Below are 18,289 nucleotides of genomic sequence, written 5' to 3'. Positions count from 1 at the left end.
AATGCGAAGTAGGGATAGGGCATTTAGAGCACAGGTGTTGGCAGCAGGGATGCTGCCGCCAAGCCTACAGGGATGTATTTACGGCGTCCTGCGCTCTGAATGTCCTGTCCCTACTTAAATGGGTAGCCCTTTTTCGCGTAAGCGATAAAACTCTTTTTTATAGGCCGCAAACTGCTGGTTTTCTATCGCAGTTCGAATTTCTTGCATCAGTTGTAAGTAATAATGCAAGTTATGCAGCGTGTTTAAGCGGCAACCTAGCATCTCTTGGCATTTATCCAGATGTCTTAAATAAGCCCGGCTATAGTTTTGGCAGGTGTAACATGTACACGACTCATCTAAAGGTCTCGGATCGAATTCGTATTGGCTGTTGCGGATTTTAATCACGCCATAGCGGGTGAATAAATGCCCATTGCGCGCGTTACGTGTAGGCATGACGCAATCAAACATATCAATGCCTCTGCTGACCGCTTCGATTAAATCTTCCGGTGTGCCTACTCCCATGAGATAACGCGGCTTATCACGCGGTAGGTGAGGGTGTACGGCATCAAGTGTGTTAAACATTTCATCTTTGGGCTCGCCTACCGATAAGCCGCCTATGGCGTAGCCGTCAAAGCCAATATCGATTAAGCCTTGCACGGACTCTACGCGTAATGCTTCGTACATACCGCCTTGTACGATGCCGAATAACGCATTCGGGTTATCAGCATGAGCGATTTTACTGCGCAATGCCCAAACGTAATGATAAGCGCATAGAGTCTGCGGCTTGGTCGACAGTTGCCGGATAAGGTGTGCATTCATCGAAAATCATGACAATATCTGAACCTAAATCACGTTGTACGTGTATGGATTCTTCAGGGCCCATGAAAATAGGGCTGCCATTGATGGGAGATTTAAAGGTAACGCCTTGTTCATTGATTTTGCGTAATTTACCAAGACTAAACACTTGGAAGCCACCTGAATCAGTTAGTATGGGCTTTTGCCAATGCATAAAATCGTGTAAATCGCCGTGGGCCTTAATGACGGCTGTGGTGGGTCTTAGCATTAAGTGAAAGGTATTGCCTAAGATGATTTGCGCGCCTATACCGGTTAAGTCTTCTGGTGTTAGCGATTTAACCGTGCCATAAGTGCCTACAGGCATAAATATTGGCGTTTCGATAATGCCGTGCTTAACCGTTAAGCGACCACGTCTAGCATCGCCATCGGTGTTGAGTAAATTAAATTCCATGAGTCGGATTTGATTGAAAAAAAGCTAGCAAAAAAGCTATCAACGTAAGGTGGGACAGGGTATTCAGGGTGCAGGACGCCGTGAATACATCCGTGTAGGCTTGGTGGCAGCATCCCTGCTGCCAACACCTGTCCCCTAAATACACTGTCCCTACTAAAGTGTGTAGCCCAAAAAAATAGCCGACGAGTCGGCTATTTTTGTATAGATTCAGCGGGTAACGGCTTTCGCCGTGACAAGTTAACGAACGACGTTATGTCCCCGGTTGCTCATGCAATTATTATAAGCGTTTTTGTAACGTTCTTCTGCAGTGAAACCTTGTTTAGCTGCACCGCCAAAGCCGCCTGCCGCTGCACCGATTGCAGCACCACGGCCTGCATTACCAGCAAATGCACCTACGATTGCACCACCGGCAGCGCCTAATAATGCCCCAGTACCTGCGCCTACTGCAGTTTCTTTAGCAGTACCGCCTGATGCTTGCGAGGCGAGGTGTCTGCATTCTTCCATGTCTTGGTTGAGCCGGTAAGCATTTCTATCATTATAGGTGTCGACTGTAGGAGTCCAGCCTGTTTGGCTTGCGCAGCCAGTCATTAATAAAGTGGTAATAACCGTTGTTTTAAGGATGTTGTTCATAATGGTGTGTTAAAGCGAGTTAAATACGGAGCAAGCTTAACTGAGAATGCCTGAACGCCAGGTTAATAAGCGTAGCGGTCAGGAAGTATAAGCTTTGACACCTTTGTGGCTTTGATTAAGTTGTTTAAGCTCTAAGGCCAGTTCTTGGTGTTTGGCTATAGAAAGTTGGATTATCTCTTTATCCAATGCTAAGAGATTAGGTAGATTATTAATCAGCACAGCAAATTCTGCTGATTGTTGAGGTAGTGTGTTCAATAATAGTGTAAGTCGTTCTGTGCGCTGTTGTTCGACAGCAATGACTTGCTCCCAATCACCGAGCAATGCCAATGCTCGCATGTGCTTGGTGAGAGTAGTAATGTCCTCTAATTCTGTCATGGTCGCAACGCTTAGTTTTATATTCGTCAGGCATATTATCCCAGCCGGATTTAATTTCTAACATTAACGTGTTCACTTCGTCGAGCAAACTTTCATCGTTAGAGTAATTAGCGTTGATTAAACGCATTATCATGTAATCATACAGATTATCTAAATTTTCTGCGAGTTCACCACCGGCTTCTTTATTCAATGCCGCTTGTAAGCCATTAATAATGGTGATGGCTCGGCTAATATTTTCACCTTTTAAAGCAATTTCTTTGCGCGCTAAATTACCTTTAGCAATGGCGATTCGCTCTAAAACCCCTTCCATTAGCATTTGTACGAGTCTATGTGGCGATGCGTCAACAACAGCGCTTTGTATGCTGATTTGTTGATAGCGTTTGGTGGCTGATACGGCATTCATTGTTATCCCCTGTGTCAAGCAACTTTAATCCAGTCAGTTCAACTGTTGTTGCGTATTAACGGCACATAGTCTGAAAACTTTATCGAATTTGCTGAAAAAGCTGTTTATTGCACATTTTTGGGGTGAATTCTGTAAGCGACCTGGTAGGTCGCGTTAGTGTAACCCGACACAAGCCGCTTCGTTATGGCAAGTTACTGCTATCGTCTAGCCTGACCTACATAGCTGTTTTTTAATAGATTGTTTTATATAGTGTATTTTGCTAGCAGTTGGTTGAATTCGGCTTCATCAATGATATTAACACCGAAGGCTAAGGCCTTATCGAGTTTTGAACCGGCTTCTTCGCCTTTAACAACGCAAGTGGTTTTTTTGGATACGGAACTGGCAACTTTGGCACCTAAGCGCTCTAATGCATTTTTAGCTTGGTCACGTGGCATTGATAAGCTGCCGGTTAATACCCAGGTTTGTCCGGCTAAAGGGCGTGGTTCGTCGGTATCGTTGTCTTCTTGTTCTGGCCAGGTGACGCCTGCTGTTAAAATTCTGTCGATAATGGCTTGGTTATTAGCGTCATGAAAAAAATCATAAATGTTTTTAGCCATAACCGGACCTATATCTGGTGCTTGCATTAATTGTTCAACACTAGCGTTAGTAATTGCGGTATAGGTTTTAAAGAATTTTGTTAAGGTTTTTGTGCTTTCTTCGCCAACTTCCGGTATGCCTAAAGCGGCTAAGAATGTACTTAATGTGGTTTGTTTGCTGGTTTCGATAGCGTCTAAGACGTTTTGCGCACTTTTTTCACCATGACCTTCAAGACTGGCGATGTCATTTATCTTTAAGCGGTAAATATCGGCAATGGTTTTAATCACGCCTTGGTTATACAGTGCTTCAATCAGTTTGCTGCCTAAATTGACGATATTCATGCAGCGCCTGGACGCATAATGGCGTATGCGTTCGGCTGCCTGAGCTGAGCAACTTAAACCGCCGCTGCATCGATAGGCGGCTTGGCTGTCAACGTTAACAATCTCTGCTCCGCAAACCGGACATTGCTTAGGCATGACAATCATTTGTCGTTCTGAGCCTTGCGCGGTGACTTTGGTGACTTTAGGTATCACATCGCCAGCACGTTGTATTTCGACTAAATCGCCTATAGCTAGACCCAGCCGGGCAACTTCATCCATATTGTGCAACGTCGCGTTGCTTACCGTGACGCCGCCAACAAAAACGGGTTTTAATCGGGCGACAGGTGTTAAGACTCCCGTGCGGCCGACTTGAAAATCCACTGCTAATAGCTCCGTTTCCATACGTTCGGCGGGGAATTTTCTGGCAACGGCCCATTTAGGTGAACGGGCAATAAAACCTAATTCGCTTTGTAATGTTAAGTCATCGATTTTATAGACAATACCATCGATATCCATCGATAACGTAGGTCGTAAACGCGCCATGCGTTCAAAATCCTGGCTTAGTTCAGCGAGTGTGCATGTTAGCAATTGACTATCTGGGTTATGTTTAAAGCCCAGTTTATGCAAATAGTCGATAATCCCTGATTGGCTATCAACGCTTGGCCCGTCTTGGAAATGTCCTAAACCGTAAGGAATAAATTGTAAGTCGCGTTCTGCGGCTATTTTAGGATCCATTTGCCGTAATGTCCCCGCCGCAGCATTGCGTGGATTGACAAAGCGTTTGGTTTCGGCTGTTTCTGCTATTTGATTTAGTTTGTCAAAGCCTTGCTTAGTCATAAAGACTTCGCCTCGAACTTCTAGCACTGTTGGTGGTGTGTTGGTCGTTAAGCGTAACGGTATTGATTTAATTGTTTTAATATTGTGGCTAACATCTTCGCCAACTGAGCCGTCACCGCGTGTTGCCGCATAAGAGAATAGGCCTTTATCATAGCGTATGCTGACGGCTAACCCGTCTAACTTCGGCTCGCTGTACAGGGTAATACTTTCAGTAGCTATGTTGAGCTCTTTAGCGGCTTTTTCAAAAAAGTTATAGGTTTCTTCTAAGGAAAAAGGCATTCGCCAGCGATAGCATTTTGCTGGTGTGTTCGATTTTGCGAAATTCCTCAATAGGTGTTGCGCCTACGCGCTGGCTGGGCGAAGTAGGTGTGACTAATTCTGGATATTGCTGTTCTAACTCAAGTAGCTCGCGAAAGATTTGGTCGTAATAAGCATCTGAAACGCTAGGATTATCAAGGATGTAGTATTGATAATCCCATTCGTTAAGCTTTTGTATCAGTTGTTGATAGTGTTCGTTAACACCAGGTTTGGACATTGCCAGGCTCTACTATAAGCTTTGTCGGATTAGTTGTATGGTATGGTTATTCAATGGCTTGCGCGCATGATCGAGAATGTCGCCATCGAGCTGGGTCGCGACAATGTGTATCGCTTCTAATAAATCATCGAAAACACTTAGCGGCTCATCTAATAATCCAGGTTGCATGAAAAAGACTATGCCTGGGCAATAAAAGTCTTCTAAGTCAGTATTAGGAAAAGTACCAGGTTCTACCATGCAGGCTACACCATAGAGCATCTGATTTTGTGCATTTAAGCGTTCAAAAATCTGCATAGCACCATAGTGTAAATGGGCAATTCTGAATGCGTTGATTAAATCCGCGCCATTAAAACCATGTTCATGTTTAGCGACGATGCTAAATTGTATTATTTCAGGCGCGACAAAGCGTGGCGTAGGTTCTTCGTGTTCAGCTTCTTCTTGCTCAATGTCTGCGGGCTCATAATGAAACGAATCAGTAAACGCCTCATCGGCGAAGAATAGCTCATCATGTTCTTGTTCCGGCTCAACCGCCGCTGTCGATTTTGGTTTTATAGGCACAATATCAAAATCATCGTTCTCATTATGAACAATCAGTGACTCATCAATATCATCAACAAAATTTTGCTCGAACAGAAAATCTGACTCTTCAGGGGATTTTCTATTTTTGAAATAATGCCAGGCTAGCATAATTAAAATAACAAACAAGCCGGTTGCAATGATTACGACTCTTAATAATTCTTTATCCATTAGCTTTCCGAAAGACTTACCGCTTCTTCAATATCGACTGCGACCATGCGGGATACCCCAGGTTCTTTCATGGTCACACCGGCCAATTGCTGTGCAATTTCCATTGTAGCCTTATTGTGAGAAATAAATAAAAACTGCACTGTGGTCGACATGTCTTCGACCATTTTAGAGAACCGCCCAACGTTTGCTTCGTCTAGCGGTGCATCGACTTCATCTAATAAGCAAAACGGTGCGGGGTTTAGTTCAAAGATTGAGAAGACTAAAGCCACTGCGGTTAATGCTTTTTCGCCTCCGGACAGTAAATGAATGGAGGTGTTTTTTTTGCCCGGCGGTCTGGCAATAATCGTGACGCCGGATTCCAATAGGTCTTGCTCGGTTAATTCTAAGTAGCTTGACCACCACCGAAGAGTTTTGGAAATTTTTTCTTGCAAACCGCTGTTTATTTTATCGAATGTTTCTTTAAAACGTAACCGACTTTCCTTATCTATTTTATTTATTGCTTGTTCAAGCGTGGTGAGAGCCGTGATTAAATCGGCATGTTGCTCGTTTAAAAAGCGCATTCGCTCGCTTTGCGCCTGGTAATCTTCTACGGCGGTGAGGTTAATCGTGCCTAAGCGCTCAATTTGTCCGGTTAACTCGTCAAGTTGGCGTTTCCATTGCGTTTCATTGGCGTGTTCAGACAAATGATTTAGGATTTGTCCTGGCTCCGCATCAAGTTCTTGCAATTGTTCTAATACGGTTTGCCGACGTACTTCGCTTTCTTGTAGCTCAAATTTTAACCGGTCTAATTCGTTACGGTGTTTGTCGAGTTCGCGCTGTAAACGAGCCAGTTGCTCTTGCGCGGTTATGATGTCATTTTCTAGGTGTTCTAGCGTGTGTCGGTGCTTGCTTAATAGCTGTTCTAATTGGTTTTTGTCGTCTTTTAATTGTTGTAAACGTTGCTTATCGTCGGTTAACGGTGCATGGGTTTGCTCAAGTTTTTCTTGCAATATCGCAATATGCGCTTGAGTTTGTGTTTGTAGCTGTTGTAGGCGAACGATTTGTTTTTCGCTGGCAGCTTCGCTGGTGTGTAAATGTTCTAACGCAGCTTCGGCTTGGTAAACGCGTTGCCGGGTTTCGGCCAATACGTGTTCGAGTTGGCGATAGTCTAAGGTTTGTTGCTGTTGTGCGTCTTCTATTATTTGTTTATGTTGTTCGGCTTCGGCGAGTAGGTGTTCTGCTTGTTGTTTTAATGTTTCAGCCGACATAAGCGCGCTGGTTAACTGCTCGAATTCTGCATGAGCGTCATCAAGTTCCTGCTTAATTTGTTGCCAACGCCGTTGTTGTTGTTCTAGTTTAGCCGATTGAGCGCTGAGTTCGGCGTGTTTTTGTGAAATTTCATTGGCTAATTGATTATGCTGGTGTTGTAGTTGTTCGCGTGAGTTCTCTGTATCTAGCAAAGCGTGCTCGCAGGCGTCGAGTTGGTCTTCAACAATGCTAATGCGTTGCTGTATGTCTGCGTGTTGTTGTTTTAATGCGCGTATGTGCTTTTCGCGTTGTAAAACACCGGTGTTGTTTTCTGTGTTGCGGTTAATTTGTAGCCAATCAACGCCAAACCACACGCCATCGGGCGTAATAACTGATTCGTGGGCGGCTAGTTCAGTGCTTAAGGCTAGGGCGCTGGCATGGTTTTCTGCACAATAAACACCGGTTAATAAACTGGTTGGTTTGACTGGGCTTTTAATTTTATCTAGCAAAGTAACCGCTGGAACTGGCTGAGCAGAGGTTGGGTGAGATGGGTTAGGACTAACAAACATTAAGCCATCGTCAGCAGTAAATTGGTTTAGCTGGGTAATCGCTAGGTTTAATTCAGGAATACATAGCGCTTGTAAGCGGTGGCTTAATACGGCTTCTAACGCATTTTCCCAACCCGCTTCAACGTCTAATTGCTCTGCTAAACGTGGTAACTCGCCCAAGCCTAGCGCGTGTAACTTGCTATTTAGCGCGTCATTATCCTTGCCCATGGCGTGTTGTTGTAGTAATTCTAACGATGTTATTTGACCTTGCGTGTGCTGTAAGTTTGAACGTAATTGGTGTAAATCATCGTGATGGTGTTTGCTTTGTTTGCGCAATGCCATAATGTGTTGCTGCAAGTCTGAAAATTCGGTGTGCGTGTTATCGCGTTGCTCGCTTAAATGCTCAATATGGTCGGTTAAACGCTCTATCTGTTCCGAGGCTTGCTCGTGAGTCATTAGCTCACGTTCGGCTTCGAGTTTGGTCAAGCGTTGCTGTAAGCTTTGGCGTTGTTGATTAAGCTGGGCGATTAGCATACGTTGCACTTCTAAGGCTTCTTTATGGCGCGCAGTGGCATGTAGCTGTTGTTGCCATTGTTGGCGGATTTCGGTTTGTGCCTGCTGTGCTTCAGCAACTCGTTCTTGTTGCTCATCTAATTCCTCTTGCGCTAAATCTAGGCGTTGTTCGGTGCTTAATTGCTCAAGCTTTATCGCATCTCGTTGATGGACTTCAATCGCTAGCTCGTTTTGGAATTGTTGAAGCTGTTGGCTGCTACGCATGATTTCATGATTCGTATCAGCATGAGTTTTTTCGGCGTGTTTAATCGCTTGCTCTAATGCGCTTAAGGCTGATGCGGCTGCGTAATATTCGCCTTGTGCTTGATTTAAGTGTTGCTGATGGTTTTTATGGTCAAGGCGCTTTTGCTGTAAATCGGCTTCTAATGTTCGTAAGGCTGAAAATACTCGGTTATGTTCGGTTGCGGCTTGTTGGGCTTGTTCGGTTAAGCCAGTTCTTTGTGCTTCGTAAGCCTGCCAGCGCATAGCTAAAAGCTCTAGCTTGTAGTTGCGCTCTTGTTTTCTTAAGGCGATATATTTTTCTGCTTTTTCGGCTTGTTTTTCTAGGGTTTTTAATTGTCTTTCTACTTCGTCACGCAAATCATTAAGGCGTTCTAAGTTTTCCCGCGTATGTTTCATTCGCGTTTCAGTTTCGCTACGCCGTTCTTTGTATTTGGAGACGCCGGCGGCTTCTTCGATGTAGGTTCTTAATTCTTCCGGTTTAGCTTCGACGATACGCGAAATCATGCCCTGCTCAATAATGGCATAGCTGCGTGAGCCTAAGCCTGTGCCTAAAAATAAATCGGTAATGTCTTTGCGGCGGCAACGTGTGCCGTTTAGCATGAATAAGGATTGGCCATCGCGGCTAACTTGGCGTTTGATTGCGATGCTATCGTATTGGGCGTATTCACCTCCGAGTTTACGTTCGGTATTGTTAAACACCAGTTCTACCGAAGCAGTGCTGACAGGTTTGCGTTCCGATGAGCCGTTGAAAATCACATCGGTCATATTGCCGCCACGTAAGTGTTTAGCTGAGCTTTCACCCATGACCCAACGCACGGCGTCGATAATATTCGATTTACCGCAGCCATTAGGGCCAACAATTGCCGTTAAATTGCTATGAATCGGGATAGTTGTAGCATCTACGAAAGATTTGAAACCCGATAATTTGATTTTCTCCAATTTCATTCAAACAAGCACATTGCGGCAAAACCACCATTATTAACGATTTTGATTGGAATTACGAGGTTGAAAGTGTAATTACTTCGATAATGAATTGATTGGGCGTCTGGCACCACTAAAGTGCTGTTGCCAGTAATCAGTGGTTAAATTTGACACTAAGACTTTGCCTGTTCGTTGGCTGGGCGCATGAATAAAATGATTGTCATTAATGTAGATGCCTACATGGGAAAAGACTTGACCGTTGGTATTAAAAAACACCAAGTCCCCTGATTGCATGGCATATTTCGGTATAGAGGGCAGGCTAGTGCCATTTCTTTTGCTGTTCTGGGCAAGCGAACACCTTGTGTACTGTAAACATGACGAACAAACCCGCTGCAATCAAAACCTTCCCTAGGGTTGTCTTTACCATAACGGTAAGGCGTACCTTGTAATGTTAATGCGTAAGCGACCGCCTTAGGTTGGCGAGAGGGTATGGGTTTGACGACGGTTTCAGTTTCAGGCGTCGAAGAGCAGGCACTGATTAAACCGCATAAAGCAAGCAACAATAAGTGTGAAGTGGTTTTATATTTTTGCATGGCGTCCCCAGGTTTTTGTCTGAGTTTATTTTGTGATTTTAGCAACTTCACTTATGATAAATACGCTGAGAGCTGTAATTAGAATTAGCGCATCATAATTTGTTTTCTTTACGTTTATCGACTCACGAGGATTACTCATGGCAACAGTGAAAAAATTAACAACAGGGCATGACATTTGGTTAGGCACAGATGCTGCCGATGTTATCGATGCCTTAGCAGGTAATGATAACTTAGATGGTGCTGGAGGCAATGATAGTCTCATAGGTAATTTAGGCAATGACTTGATTGCAGGCGGTAGTGGTAGAGATACGTTAATCGGTGGTGCTGGAGCCGATGTTATCGATGGTGGTGTTGATGCTGATTCTATCAATGGTAGTGAAGGTGATGACATATTATACGGCGGCACTGGTATAGACACGATAACCGGTGGTTCTGGCAACGATTATATTTATGGTGGTGCTGACAACGATAGGCTGTTTGGTAATAGCGGCTCTGATGCGATTGAGGGTGGTGACGGTAACGATGTCATTAGCGATGCTAGTGATTTAAAAAGCTATGGTTCGGTATCCACTGAAAAAGATGAGTTAATCGGTGGTTTGGGAAATGATACCTTGTACGGCGGCTATGATTTCATGTGGGGTGGCGATGGTAACGACACGTTTTTATGTCAATAAAATTGCTACAGTTTATGGCGGTTTAGGTAACGATAAAATTTTTGTTAATAATGCCAGTGGTGGTTCTTGGTTAGAAGGTGGTCTTGGTAATGATAGTATTGAAGGCGGTGCCGGGCCTGATACGATTTTTTCCGGTTATGGTAATGATACGTTAAAAGGGGGCGCTGGCAATGATGCTTACGTGGTTACTTTTGATAATTTTTACACAGATGATGGTGAGAAGGATACAGGCTACGATACGATAGTTGATACCGGAGGTGTGGATACCATTTATTTTATTCGTGATTATAAGGAGGATGGTCGTGATGATGATGTGGGTGCTGATGGCAAAGAATTAGACCCGACAGTAAAAAGTAATGATTATTTTGCTGTGATGCCTAATGGAATAGAGAATGGGGTGCTAGACAGTACAGTATTTGTGCATAGACTTGATATTGGCGGCACTTATACGGTTGCAACGTTGGTTGGTAATAGTAGCCCAAATGTTTTAACCGGTAGCGATTGGTATGATGTGCTCGATGGCGCGGGGGGTAATGACACCATTTACGGTCTTGAGGGTAATGACATCATTTATTTTGGAGAGGGTAATGACAAAATAGATGGTGGTGCCGGTGAAGATTGGGTTTATTCACGAAAAGATTTCAATCTAAACAAAGACGGCGTTAATTTTGAAAATATCGATTTATTAGAGTATTCCACAGCTATTACGGCTATTGGTGATAATTTCGATAATATCCTCGTCGGGAATAGTTTTAATAATAAGTTAATCGGCTTAGCCGGTAATGATGTTTTTGGTAGTGAAAAGGATAAAGCTACTGGCACTGACAAGATGACAGGTGGTGCCGGTGATGATCTTTATTATGTCGATTCTACCGATGACGAAATTATTGAAATAGCAACAACTGGTGGCAACGACACGATACGATATGCAGGAACGATAGCAACAACCACGTATATATTGCCGACTGGGGTAGAAAACTTGGTGATGGTAAGCAACCTTATTCATGGTGTTGGTAATAATTTAAATAATAAAATTACCGGTAGCTCAGCGGCTAACACAATAGAAGGTGGTTATGGTGATGATTATTTAGACGGTGGTTCCGGTATAGATACTTTTGTTGGTGGTTATGGTGATGACACCTATGTGGTTGATAAAATTGATGAAAAAATTGTTGAAACTGAAGGGCAAGGTAGCGATTGGGTGCAATCTAGTGCTGTCACTTTAGATTTAAACAATAATAATTGGGGGGGGAGTATTGAAAATGCTCGATTAACCGGCACGACGAGTTTACTGAATTTATTTGGTAGTGCGGTTAATAATCAGTTAATTGGCAATAGTGGTAGTAATCTACTGGATGGAAAAGGCGGTAAAGATACGTTGGAAGGAGGGTTAGGTGATGATATTTATGTCGTTGATACCATAACGGACTCTTTAATTGAGGTGGTTAACAGTGTTGATGCGACAACAGGAAAAATTAAAGCTGGTTGGATTGATACAATTCAAAGTAGTGTTAATTTTTCATTGGAGGAGTTATTAAACTTTGAAAATATTACATTAACCGGCACGGTGGCTAAAACAGCAACGGGTAATACGAACGATAATACTTTAATTGGTAATGATATAGCGAATACATTGTATGGCTTAAAAGGTAATGATATTTTAGAGGGTGGTGGCGGTGTGGATACACTGGTCGGTGGTAAAGGCAATGATACCTATAGATTGACCACTGATGGCGATATTATCAATGAATTAGCCGGTGTTGATGAAGGCAATGATACCATTGAGATTCAAACCACGTATTCGTTGGCGGCGCAAAAAAATGTAGAAAATTTGACATTAATAGGAACGTTAGTTGCTAATGCGACAGGTACTGATATTGCCAATAAATTAGTCGGTAATTCTGCAGCCAATATTTTAACGGGATTAGATGGCAATGACACTCTGGTCGGTGGTGAAGGAGCTGATACGATTATCGGCGGTAAAGGTTCGGATAGTATCGATTTAACCGAGTCTGCGGTAAGTAAAGATGTGGTTAGAATTGGTGCTGGCGAGTCTGATGCCAGTGTGACCGAAGCAGATACTATTGCTAAGTTTGCAATGCTCTACGATACGTTAGACTTAGTGAATACTAAAATAGCCTCAAATACATCTAGTGCTGATGGTATCGATAAAGGTGTTATCGAAAGTCATACCATTACCAATGGTATTATTAAATTTGATGATGCTGATACTTATGTTAGCGCTTTATCGATTAGCAGCACGAACCTGCCTAGCGTACTTGAATATTTGAAGGCCAATATTATTAACGATGCTACTGTTGCGTTTGTCGCAGGTTCGGATACCTGGGTTTTCCAGGATAATGGCGCTACCGATACGTTGGTCAAGTTACTTGGTATTTCGACAGCGACTAGCGTGTCTAGTGGGAGCTTTAGTAGCACGGCAATTCATATCGCTTAGTTTTGCGATTAAATCAATTAGGGCGGCAGGGATGTCGCCTTTTTTAGTGTTGTAAAGCTAGTTTTTATGTTAAGTCGACATGAGATGGATTCCTCCGATGATAGAAATCATCGGAGGGTTTGGAAATTTATTTTCCAGCTTTTTGTTCTTCAGACGCGTTGTTTCTTGTTTTTCTTTTTTCAAGGTTAGCAAATGTTTCTGCTTGTAGTTGTTGAGCAGTACCACTTTCTAAGTGAGCAGATTTTTCGCTTTTTAAGAAAGCAATAACTGCAACGATGCCGATGATGCATGCACCAACAATGATCCACAAGCTGTTATCTTCTTTAACTTCAGACATTTTTAAATCCTCAGATTAGGTTATAAATATTATTATTTCCCATTCCTATATGGGAGCGACCCAATCACTACGATGAGCCGGTTGTCAGTAATGCTAGAACAACGGTGCAATTTTTAACATGATATGTAAGCCTTGGTCAAGCATTTATAGATATTAATGCTGCTGGCGCTGTTCCCTTCAGCGCTAAATAATCTTAAGCTATTGTTAACTAATGGTGAGATTTCCAGAGACTTAGGAATGAATCCAACGTTTTTTTACCTGTTCTTTGTTTAGCATTAACCACTGTAGCGCGATGATAGGTATCGCAGACATGATTTCCCCGTTTACTAGCATTTGATACGCTTTTTCCAAGGGAATGGTGTGCACTAAAATGTCTTCGTGTTCATCTTTTAAGCCATGAATACCTGCTACTTGACGGCTATCGACTTTACCGCAAAACAAGGTTAACCATTCTGCTGAACATCCAGGTGATGTGTAAAAACTAGCAATCTCAAATAGCTCTTGAATAACACAGCCTGCTTCTTCAAATGCTTCACGGTGAGCAACGCTTATCGCGTCTTCGCCTTGTTCTATACCGCCAGCGACAATTTCAACTAGCCAGGCGTTTTTTCCATGTACCATAGCACCAATGCGAAATTGCTCAATCATGACGATTTCGTCCGTTATTGGGTCGTAGAGTAGCACTGCAACGCAATCATTGCGTATTAAGCATTCTCGGCTAATTTTGGGGCTTAAACCGCCCGCATATAAGCTGTGTTTAAGCCAATATTTTTCCATTCTAAAAAAACCTGGGTAAACGATAGCCTTATCAATAAGGTCAATTTTTTTTTCCATGACTGAGAGAGCTTGTTGAGGCGAGAAGGAAGATAAAGCTGATGCTAGGTTTTAAAGTAGCTGCCCTAATGTGACTGAGCCTGCATAGGTAATCACTAAATAGAACAATGACATAATCGTGCTAGCAAGCCAATTTAAGGTTAGGGTGTGTTTAATGATGAAAGACGCAATGAGGTATTCCCAAACTAGCAGCACGATAAGCGAATAATAGCTTAAGCTATGCTCGGTAATGGTAAGCCATGCTAAGACTGGGATGATTAAGCAAGAAATGGCGTTGGTAGAGAAGATGAAAGCCGATAATATTTGTACAAAAGCGAATAAAGCCTTGTTGCAATACAGCATAATCCAAACAAATAAGCTGGTAATGAGCATTTCCAGATTAACCTCATAGAATGATTCTATGGGGTCATCGGTCAAATTAGCTTGTATTAAAAACTGTATTACAAAAAAAATAATCAGATTATTTTTTAAGAAGCTAACCGAGCGGGGTAAACCAATCGGGTCTGCATTAAACCAGCACAGGCGCAAGTATTTCCTAAAACTGTCCATGACAATCTTAACAGGTACAATAGGATGTTAGGGCTGCCGTGATTATAAAAAATCGTTAGACGAGTGAGAGGGGGTGTCTAGGCTAAAATAATCATTCAATATTTGTACTAAATCTTTCGCTTTTTCTGTGAGTTGAGCTAAGCGAACGCGTGTCTTTCGGTTCCATCCTGACGGCTCTGTTGTCGGTAACAGCATTCTGGAAAACCGTAAGTTTTTTTCAAATACGTTGGCTAGGTTTTCAATTAAGTTTAATTCTTTTTGTTTATCTGAAAGTTTCGGCAAAATGAGTTTAGCTTGAATACGGCTTATCAGTAAATGAATAGGAATCATGATTAAAATCAGTGCTGCAATTACGATGGGGCCTATAAAAGGATCTAATAGCAGCTCCAGAATGCCAATTTCTATTTCAGCAAAAATAGCGCCAATAGCGATAATCGCGAGAACGGTTACCGTGCCAATATGCGAGCGCTCCTTCCATAACACCATATTTTTTTTTGACTTCAGGCATAACTACTGTTTCTAAATCAGAAATGCTTTTTTCTAGTGACTCAACAATTCGATAAGAGCGATCATGTTCAATATTAGCGAGTCTTAAGTCTATTTCCGCGAAGTAGTTAGCAGGCGTTGTACTAACGTCCTCTTGTATAATCGGCAAGACAACGAATTGGCCTGTGTTTAATCCTAGTTCTGATAATTTGCGCTGCCACAATGAAATAATGGCATTGGTGTTACTGATTTTTAAATTAGCTGTGGCTTCATCGATTAAATAGACAAATTTATTACTGTCTTGATGTTTTTGAATATGTTGAATCAATTCGTTGACGAGTTGTGATTCTTGTTCAAACGCATCAGTAAAAATTAATACTAAGTCCGAATTTTCAATCGTATGTTGCGTGAGTAGCGAAATAACCGGCGTCGATTGCGAGGTGATAACATTCGGCGCATCGATAAACAATTTGCCTTTTAAGCGTTCGCTATGAATGGTTTTTAATTCCAAATAGGCGTTGATACGCGCGCCTTCGCCTTGCTGCTGTTGCTCGATTTTATTGCTAATTCGATAAAAAGGGTAGCGCGGATCCACATCAAGCGCCGTACCCGGCAACATAGCTGAATTGGCTTGGTTGCTATATAAAAACACGGTAAATTTATGCGCCGACGCCTGTGCGCCACTTTGTAATTGTTCTGCGCCTAAATAATTATTAATAAAGCGAGGCTTAGCGGTGGAATTACCACCAATGATAGTGACGATAGGCCACCACGAATATTTACACGCAGTTGACTCTTCTGACTCAATTAAGCCTAAATCGTATTCGATTTGATCCAGTTCTTGAAAGATTTTGGACACTCTTAATAAGACAGGATTGTCATTGGCAAATTGTTTTTCTATATTCAGTAAGTACTTACTAACTGGTTTGTCAGGCATTGAGTTAACCCCATTATTATAATTGTTTGAGCTAATGGAAAAGAAGTATACACCCAGAATGACTGGGAAACGTAAAAAATCAATACAAGTGATAAACCCTAATATTTATGCCGAAAAAATCAGCTTAGAAAATGCGTAGCTGAATAAGATGTTAGTTGGATTTTTAGGATACCAACGTAAGTCGGGACAGGGTATTCAGAGTGCATAACGCCAAGGATGGCGTGTAGTAGAGCAACGCAGGAGCAGTTGCCGGGGACGCCGTGAATACATCCCTGTAGGCTTGGCGGCAGCATCCCTGTTGCCAACACCTGAAGCCACAAGGATGTGGTGAATGCAGAAAACGCAGGAGCAGTTTTCTGCCTCTCTGAATACCCTGTCCCTACTCAAAGCGTGTAGCCATTTTTTTACAAGGGAAAAAATTAACAAAAAATGAATGTATTGTTGCTAATTTAGTAAATAATTTGTCTTTATTTGTTGTTATTGTCAACAATTTAGTTGCCAAGTATAGTGGAATCGCAGTAAATGCAAATCAACCACAACAGACGAGGTATTTTATGACTACCAATTGGTATAAAGATATTATTACAGCCATTATATTTATGGCGGCTTTATTTGGCTTTATTTCTGGAGAATATGTTATTTCTTCAACATTATTTGCCGCTGCGGCGATTACTAGCAACGTTAACCTAAATCGCAAACGCGACGTTGCTGGTCATTTCTCATGCAAATAATTTGTAACTCTCTATTCTTTAATTTAGTCGTTCTTTAAAAAACGCCCAGGTTTTCCTGGGCGTTTTTGCTAAAACAAACCTTTAATCCCACTCAAAGATTTTCCACATATTAATGTGGCTACCATAATCTAAATCGTTGCTACGAGCATCGAGCTTACCATCGCCGTTAGTATCTAAAAAATAATAAGCAGGACCAATATCAGGAATGACTTTAATCATGTACAAGCGGCCGCCTCTGCGGAATTCTTGTATGGTTTTTTTTCCGCGTTTGATAATTGTAATATCGGGCTCTATGGCTTCGCCGCTGTGGACAGGGGGAGGGGGCGTTGGCGTTTCAGGCAAAGATTCTAAAGCGGCAGACTCATCATCTGCCGCGTTAATCGAAAAAGCCACGCTTAGTAATACGGCAATAAAGACGGAACGCATAAAAAAGCCTTGGTTAAAAAAGGCTATCTTATTACAGATTAGCCTTTCTTGTCTCATTGCCTGGTGTTAAGAACTATTTTTGCTCGTAAAGCAATTTCATAATATCTCTTTGCGCATCCAGCCAATCTTTTAATTCATGACCGGGTCGGAAGTTGCGTTGTTCGGCTTTATAGTAAGCAGCTTCGGCAATCATTGTTTCTAAATTAATAGCAGGCGCTGGTTTAGGTGAGTCAAACGAAAAACCAAAGGATAATAAGCGAGCAAAGTCTTTTGGCGATGCTTGCTGAATTCCTAATTTATCCGCGTGCTTTAAATTAAGTGTGCGGAACAACCTATCCCATAACGATAACACGCTACCATAATTGCTATCATGCTCTAATCGTTCTACCGAGTGATGGGAGCGGTGTATTGCCGGTGTTATCACTAGCCATCCTAACCATTTTTCGCCTTTAAAACTGATATTGCTGTGGTGCAGCATGATAAAGCAGGTTAACAGCGCTTCATTGACCAGTATCTGCATTTGATCTAAGCCAATAGAAATTACATAACCGGCTTTTAGTAAATTTGTGATTAATACTTCTAACACATGCACTCTAAATGCGGTTGAGATGTTTAAAAACGGCTCGTTGTGGTGTACACGATGAAACATCCATAAACAATCAAAGTGATGGCAAGCTCTATGCCATAGATACAGCACTAAATCCAATCCGATAAACGCGAGTAATGCTTTTACCCATGTATTAGGTAATTGACTAAAGCCACTGATGCTCAAATGTTGTTGCGCAAATACGACGACAGCAAAGCTAGCGATAGACGTTACGATGCTGTTAAAAATGAAAAGACAGCTATTGGTCATATAGGAACGCCTAATTGCGGCACTAGGCCATTTTTTCTCTAGGAAAAAATGAATTCCCAAACAGATAAACAGGCAAAGAGGAGCAGTAATCCCAAAGCGATTAATTCGCCTGATAGATTAAGTACTAGCCAATGAATCGCATCATTGAAAAAAACCAAAATATTTAACATAAATTCTCCTTACGTCACAGATAAAACCGTGTTCGGGCAAAAACATCATAATGATGCCAAGTGACAAACACGTGACTTAAAGTCAAAGCTGTTAAGTCG

17 protein-coding genes and 2 pseudogenes are annotated in these 18,289 nt (G+C 42.2%); 3 read left to right on the top strand and 16 right to left on the bottom strand.

Annotation, left to right across the window (positions count from 1 at the left end; translation table 11 throughout):
• Nucleotides 1-114: 114 nt before the first annotated feature.
• The 9 genes and pseudogenes from tgt to VZ94_RS02390 all read right to left on the bottom strand — a co-directional run bounded on the left by tgt (nt 115) and on the right by VZ94_RS02390 (nt 9,732).
• Nucleotides 115-1,225 (bottom strand): annotated as a pseudogene (gene tgt / locus VZ94_RS02425) (tRNA guanosine(34) transglycosylase Tgt).
• A 237-nt stretch (nt 1,226-1,462) separates the two neighbouring features.
• Nucleotides 1,463-1,855: a YMGG-like glycine zipper-containing protein gene (locus VZ94_RS02420; protein ID WP_045778016.1), complete on the bottom strand. Its 393-nt coding sequence runs from the start codon at nt 1,853-1,855 to the stop codon at nt 1,463-1,465.
• A 78-nt stretch (nt 1,856-1,933) separates the two neighbouring features.
• The gene (locus tag VZ94_RS02415) at nt 1,934-2,191 is read right to left on the bottom strand and encodes a flagellar protein FliT (RefSeq protein ID WP_157844833.1); all 258 of its coding nucleotides are present in this window, start codon (nt 2,189-2,191) and stop codon (nt 1,934-1,936) included.
• On the bottom strand, nt 2,166-2,633 hold the full coding sequence (gene fliS / locus VZ94_RS02410; protein ID WP_082081322.1) for a flagellar export chaperone FliS: 468 nt from the start codon (nt 2,631-2,633) through the stop codon (nt 2,166-2,168). Before fliS ends, VZ94_RS02415 begins: the two co-directional genes overlap by 26 nt.
• Before the next feature lie 242 nt (nt 2,634-2,875).
• Complete coding sequence (gene ligA, locus VZ94_RS02405) at nt 2,876-4,645, bottom strand: NAD-dependent DNA ligase LigA (RefSeq protein WP_275575110.1); 1,770 nt, start codon at nt 4,643-4,645, stop codon at nt 2,876-2,878.
• Nucleotides 4,617-4,901: a DNA ligase LigA-related protein gene (locus tag VZ94_RS30100; protein WP_275575109.1), complete on the bottom strand. Its 285-nt coding sequence runs from the start codon at nt 4,899-4,901 to the stop codon at nt 4,617-4,619. The genes ligA and VZ94_RS30100 overlap by 29 nt, the downstream gene beginning before the upstream one ends.
• A 12-nt stretch (nt 4,902-4,913) precedes the next feature.
• The gene (locus VZ94_RS02400) at nt 4,914-5,648 is read right to left on the bottom strand and encodes a cell division protein ZipA C-terminal FtsZ-binding domain-containing protein (RefSeq protein WP_045778014.1); all 735 of its coding nucleotides are present in this window, start codon (nt 5,646-5,648) and stop codon (nt 4,914-4,916) included.
• Nucleotides 5,648-9,163: a chromosome segregation protein SMC gene (gene smc / locus VZ94_RS02395; protein WP_045778013.1), complete on the bottom strand. Its 3,516-nt coding sequence runs from the start codon at nt 9,161-9,163 to the stop codon at nt 5,648-5,650. The genes VZ94_RS02400 and smc overlap by 1 nt, the downstream gene beginning before the upstream one ends.
• A gap of 72 nt (nt 9,164-9,235) precedes the next feature.
• Nucleotides 9,236-9,732 (bottom strand): annotated as a pseudogene (locus VZ94_RS02390) (C40 family peptidase).
• A gap of 137 nt (nt 9,733-9,869) precedes the next feature.
• On the opposite strand from VZ94_RS02390, the gene VZ94_RS02385 reads away from it, so the two are divergent.
• Complete coding sequence (locus VZ94_RS02385) at nt 9,870-10,406, top strand: calcium-binding protein (RefSeq protein ID WP_052700139.1); 537 nt, start codon at nt 9,870-9,872, stop codon at nt 10,404-10,406.
• On the top strand, nt 10,378-12,864 hold the full coding sequence (locus VZ94_RS02380) for a calcium-binding protein (protein WP_045778012.1): 2,487 nt from the start codon (nt 10,378-10,380) through the stop codon (nt 12,862-12,864). The genes VZ94_RS02385 and VZ94_RS02380 overlap by 29 nt, the downstream gene beginning before the upstream one ends.
• 127 nt (nt 12,865-12,991) lie before the next feature.
• Here the strand turns inward: VZ94_RS02380 and VZ94_RS02375 are convergent, their stop codons facing one another.
• The 5 genes from VZ94_RS02375 to VZ94_RS02360 all read right to left on the bottom strand — a co-directional run bounded on the left by VZ94_RS02375 (nt 12,992) and on the right by VZ94_RS02360 (nt 16,007).
• The gene (locus VZ94_RS02375) at nt 12,992-13,201 is read right to left on the bottom strand and encodes a hypothetical protein (protein WP_045778011.1); all 210 of its coding nucleotides are present in this window, start codon (nt 13,199-13,201) and stop codon (nt 12,992-12,994) included.
• A 231-nt stretch (nt 13,202-13,432) separates the two neighbouring features.
• Nucleotides 13,433-14,035 carry an NUDIX domain-containing protein gene (locus VZ94_RS02370; protein ID WP_045778010.1) on the bottom strand — a complete coding sequence of 201 codons (603 nt, stop codon included), beginning with the start codon at nt 14,033-14,035 and terminating at the stop codon, nt 13,433-13,435.
• 51 nt (nt 14,036-14,086) lie between these two features.
• A complete protein-coding gene (locus VZ94_RS02365) occupies nt 14,087-14,563 on the bottom strand; it encodes a hypothetical protein (RefSeq protein ID WP_239649570.1) in 477 nt (158 codons plus the stop codon).
• A 63-nt stretch (nt 14,564-14,626) separates the two neighbouring features.
• Complete coding sequence (locus VZ94_RS27755; protein ID WP_239649569.1) at nt 14,627-15,070, bottom strand: hypothetical protein; 444 nt, start codon at nt 15,068-15,070, stop codon at nt 14,627-14,629.
• Nucleotides 14,991-16,007, bottom strand: coding sequence for a P-loop NTPase family protein (locus tag VZ94_RS02360; protein ID WP_239649568.1), 1,017 nt, complete (start codon nt 16,005-16,007; stop codon nt 14,991-14,993). Before VZ94_RS02360 ends, VZ94_RS27755 begins: the two co-directional genes overlap by 80 nt.
• Before the next feature lie 461 nt (nt 16,008-16,468).
• Here VZ94_RS02360 and VZ94_RS25455 point away from each other — a divergent pair, with 461 nt between their 5' ends.
• Nucleotides 16,469-16,738 (top strand): hypothetical protein, encoded by a 270-nt coding sequence (locus VZ94_RS25455; protein WP_131655452.1) that lies wholly within the window; start codon nt 16,469-16,471, stop codon nt 16,736-16,738.
• An 81-nt stretch (nt 16,739-16,819) separates the two neighbouring features.
• Here VZ94_RS25455 and VZ94_RS02355 read toward each other — a convergent pair whose 3' ends face one another.
• Together VZ94_RS02355 and VZ94_RS02350 are read right to left on the bottom strand one after the other, a co-directional pair.
• Complete coding sequence (locus tag VZ94_RS02355; protein ID WP_052700140.1) at nt 16,820-17,164, bottom strand: DUF2782 domain-containing protein; 345 nt, start codon at nt 17,162-17,164, stop codon at nt 16,820-16,822.
• Nucleotides 17,165-17,237: 73 nt separating this feature from the next.
• Complete coding sequence (locus VZ94_RS02350; RefSeq protein ID WP_052700138.1) at nt 17,238-18,020, bottom strand: sterol desaturase family protein; 783 nt, start codon at nt 18,018-18,020, stop codon at nt 17,238-17,240.
• Nucleotides 18,021-18,289: the final 269 nt, after the last annotated feature.

It is taken from the genome of Methylocucumis oryzae, assembly GCF_000963695.1.
In the GTDB taxonomy this organism is placed as follows: domain Bacteria; phylum Pseudomonadota; class Gammaproteobacteria; order Methylococcales; family Methylomonadaceae; genus Methylovulum; species Methylovulum oryzae.
Note: the sequence above shows the minus strand (reverse complement) of the source record. Positions and strands in the feature narration are given on the sequence as shown.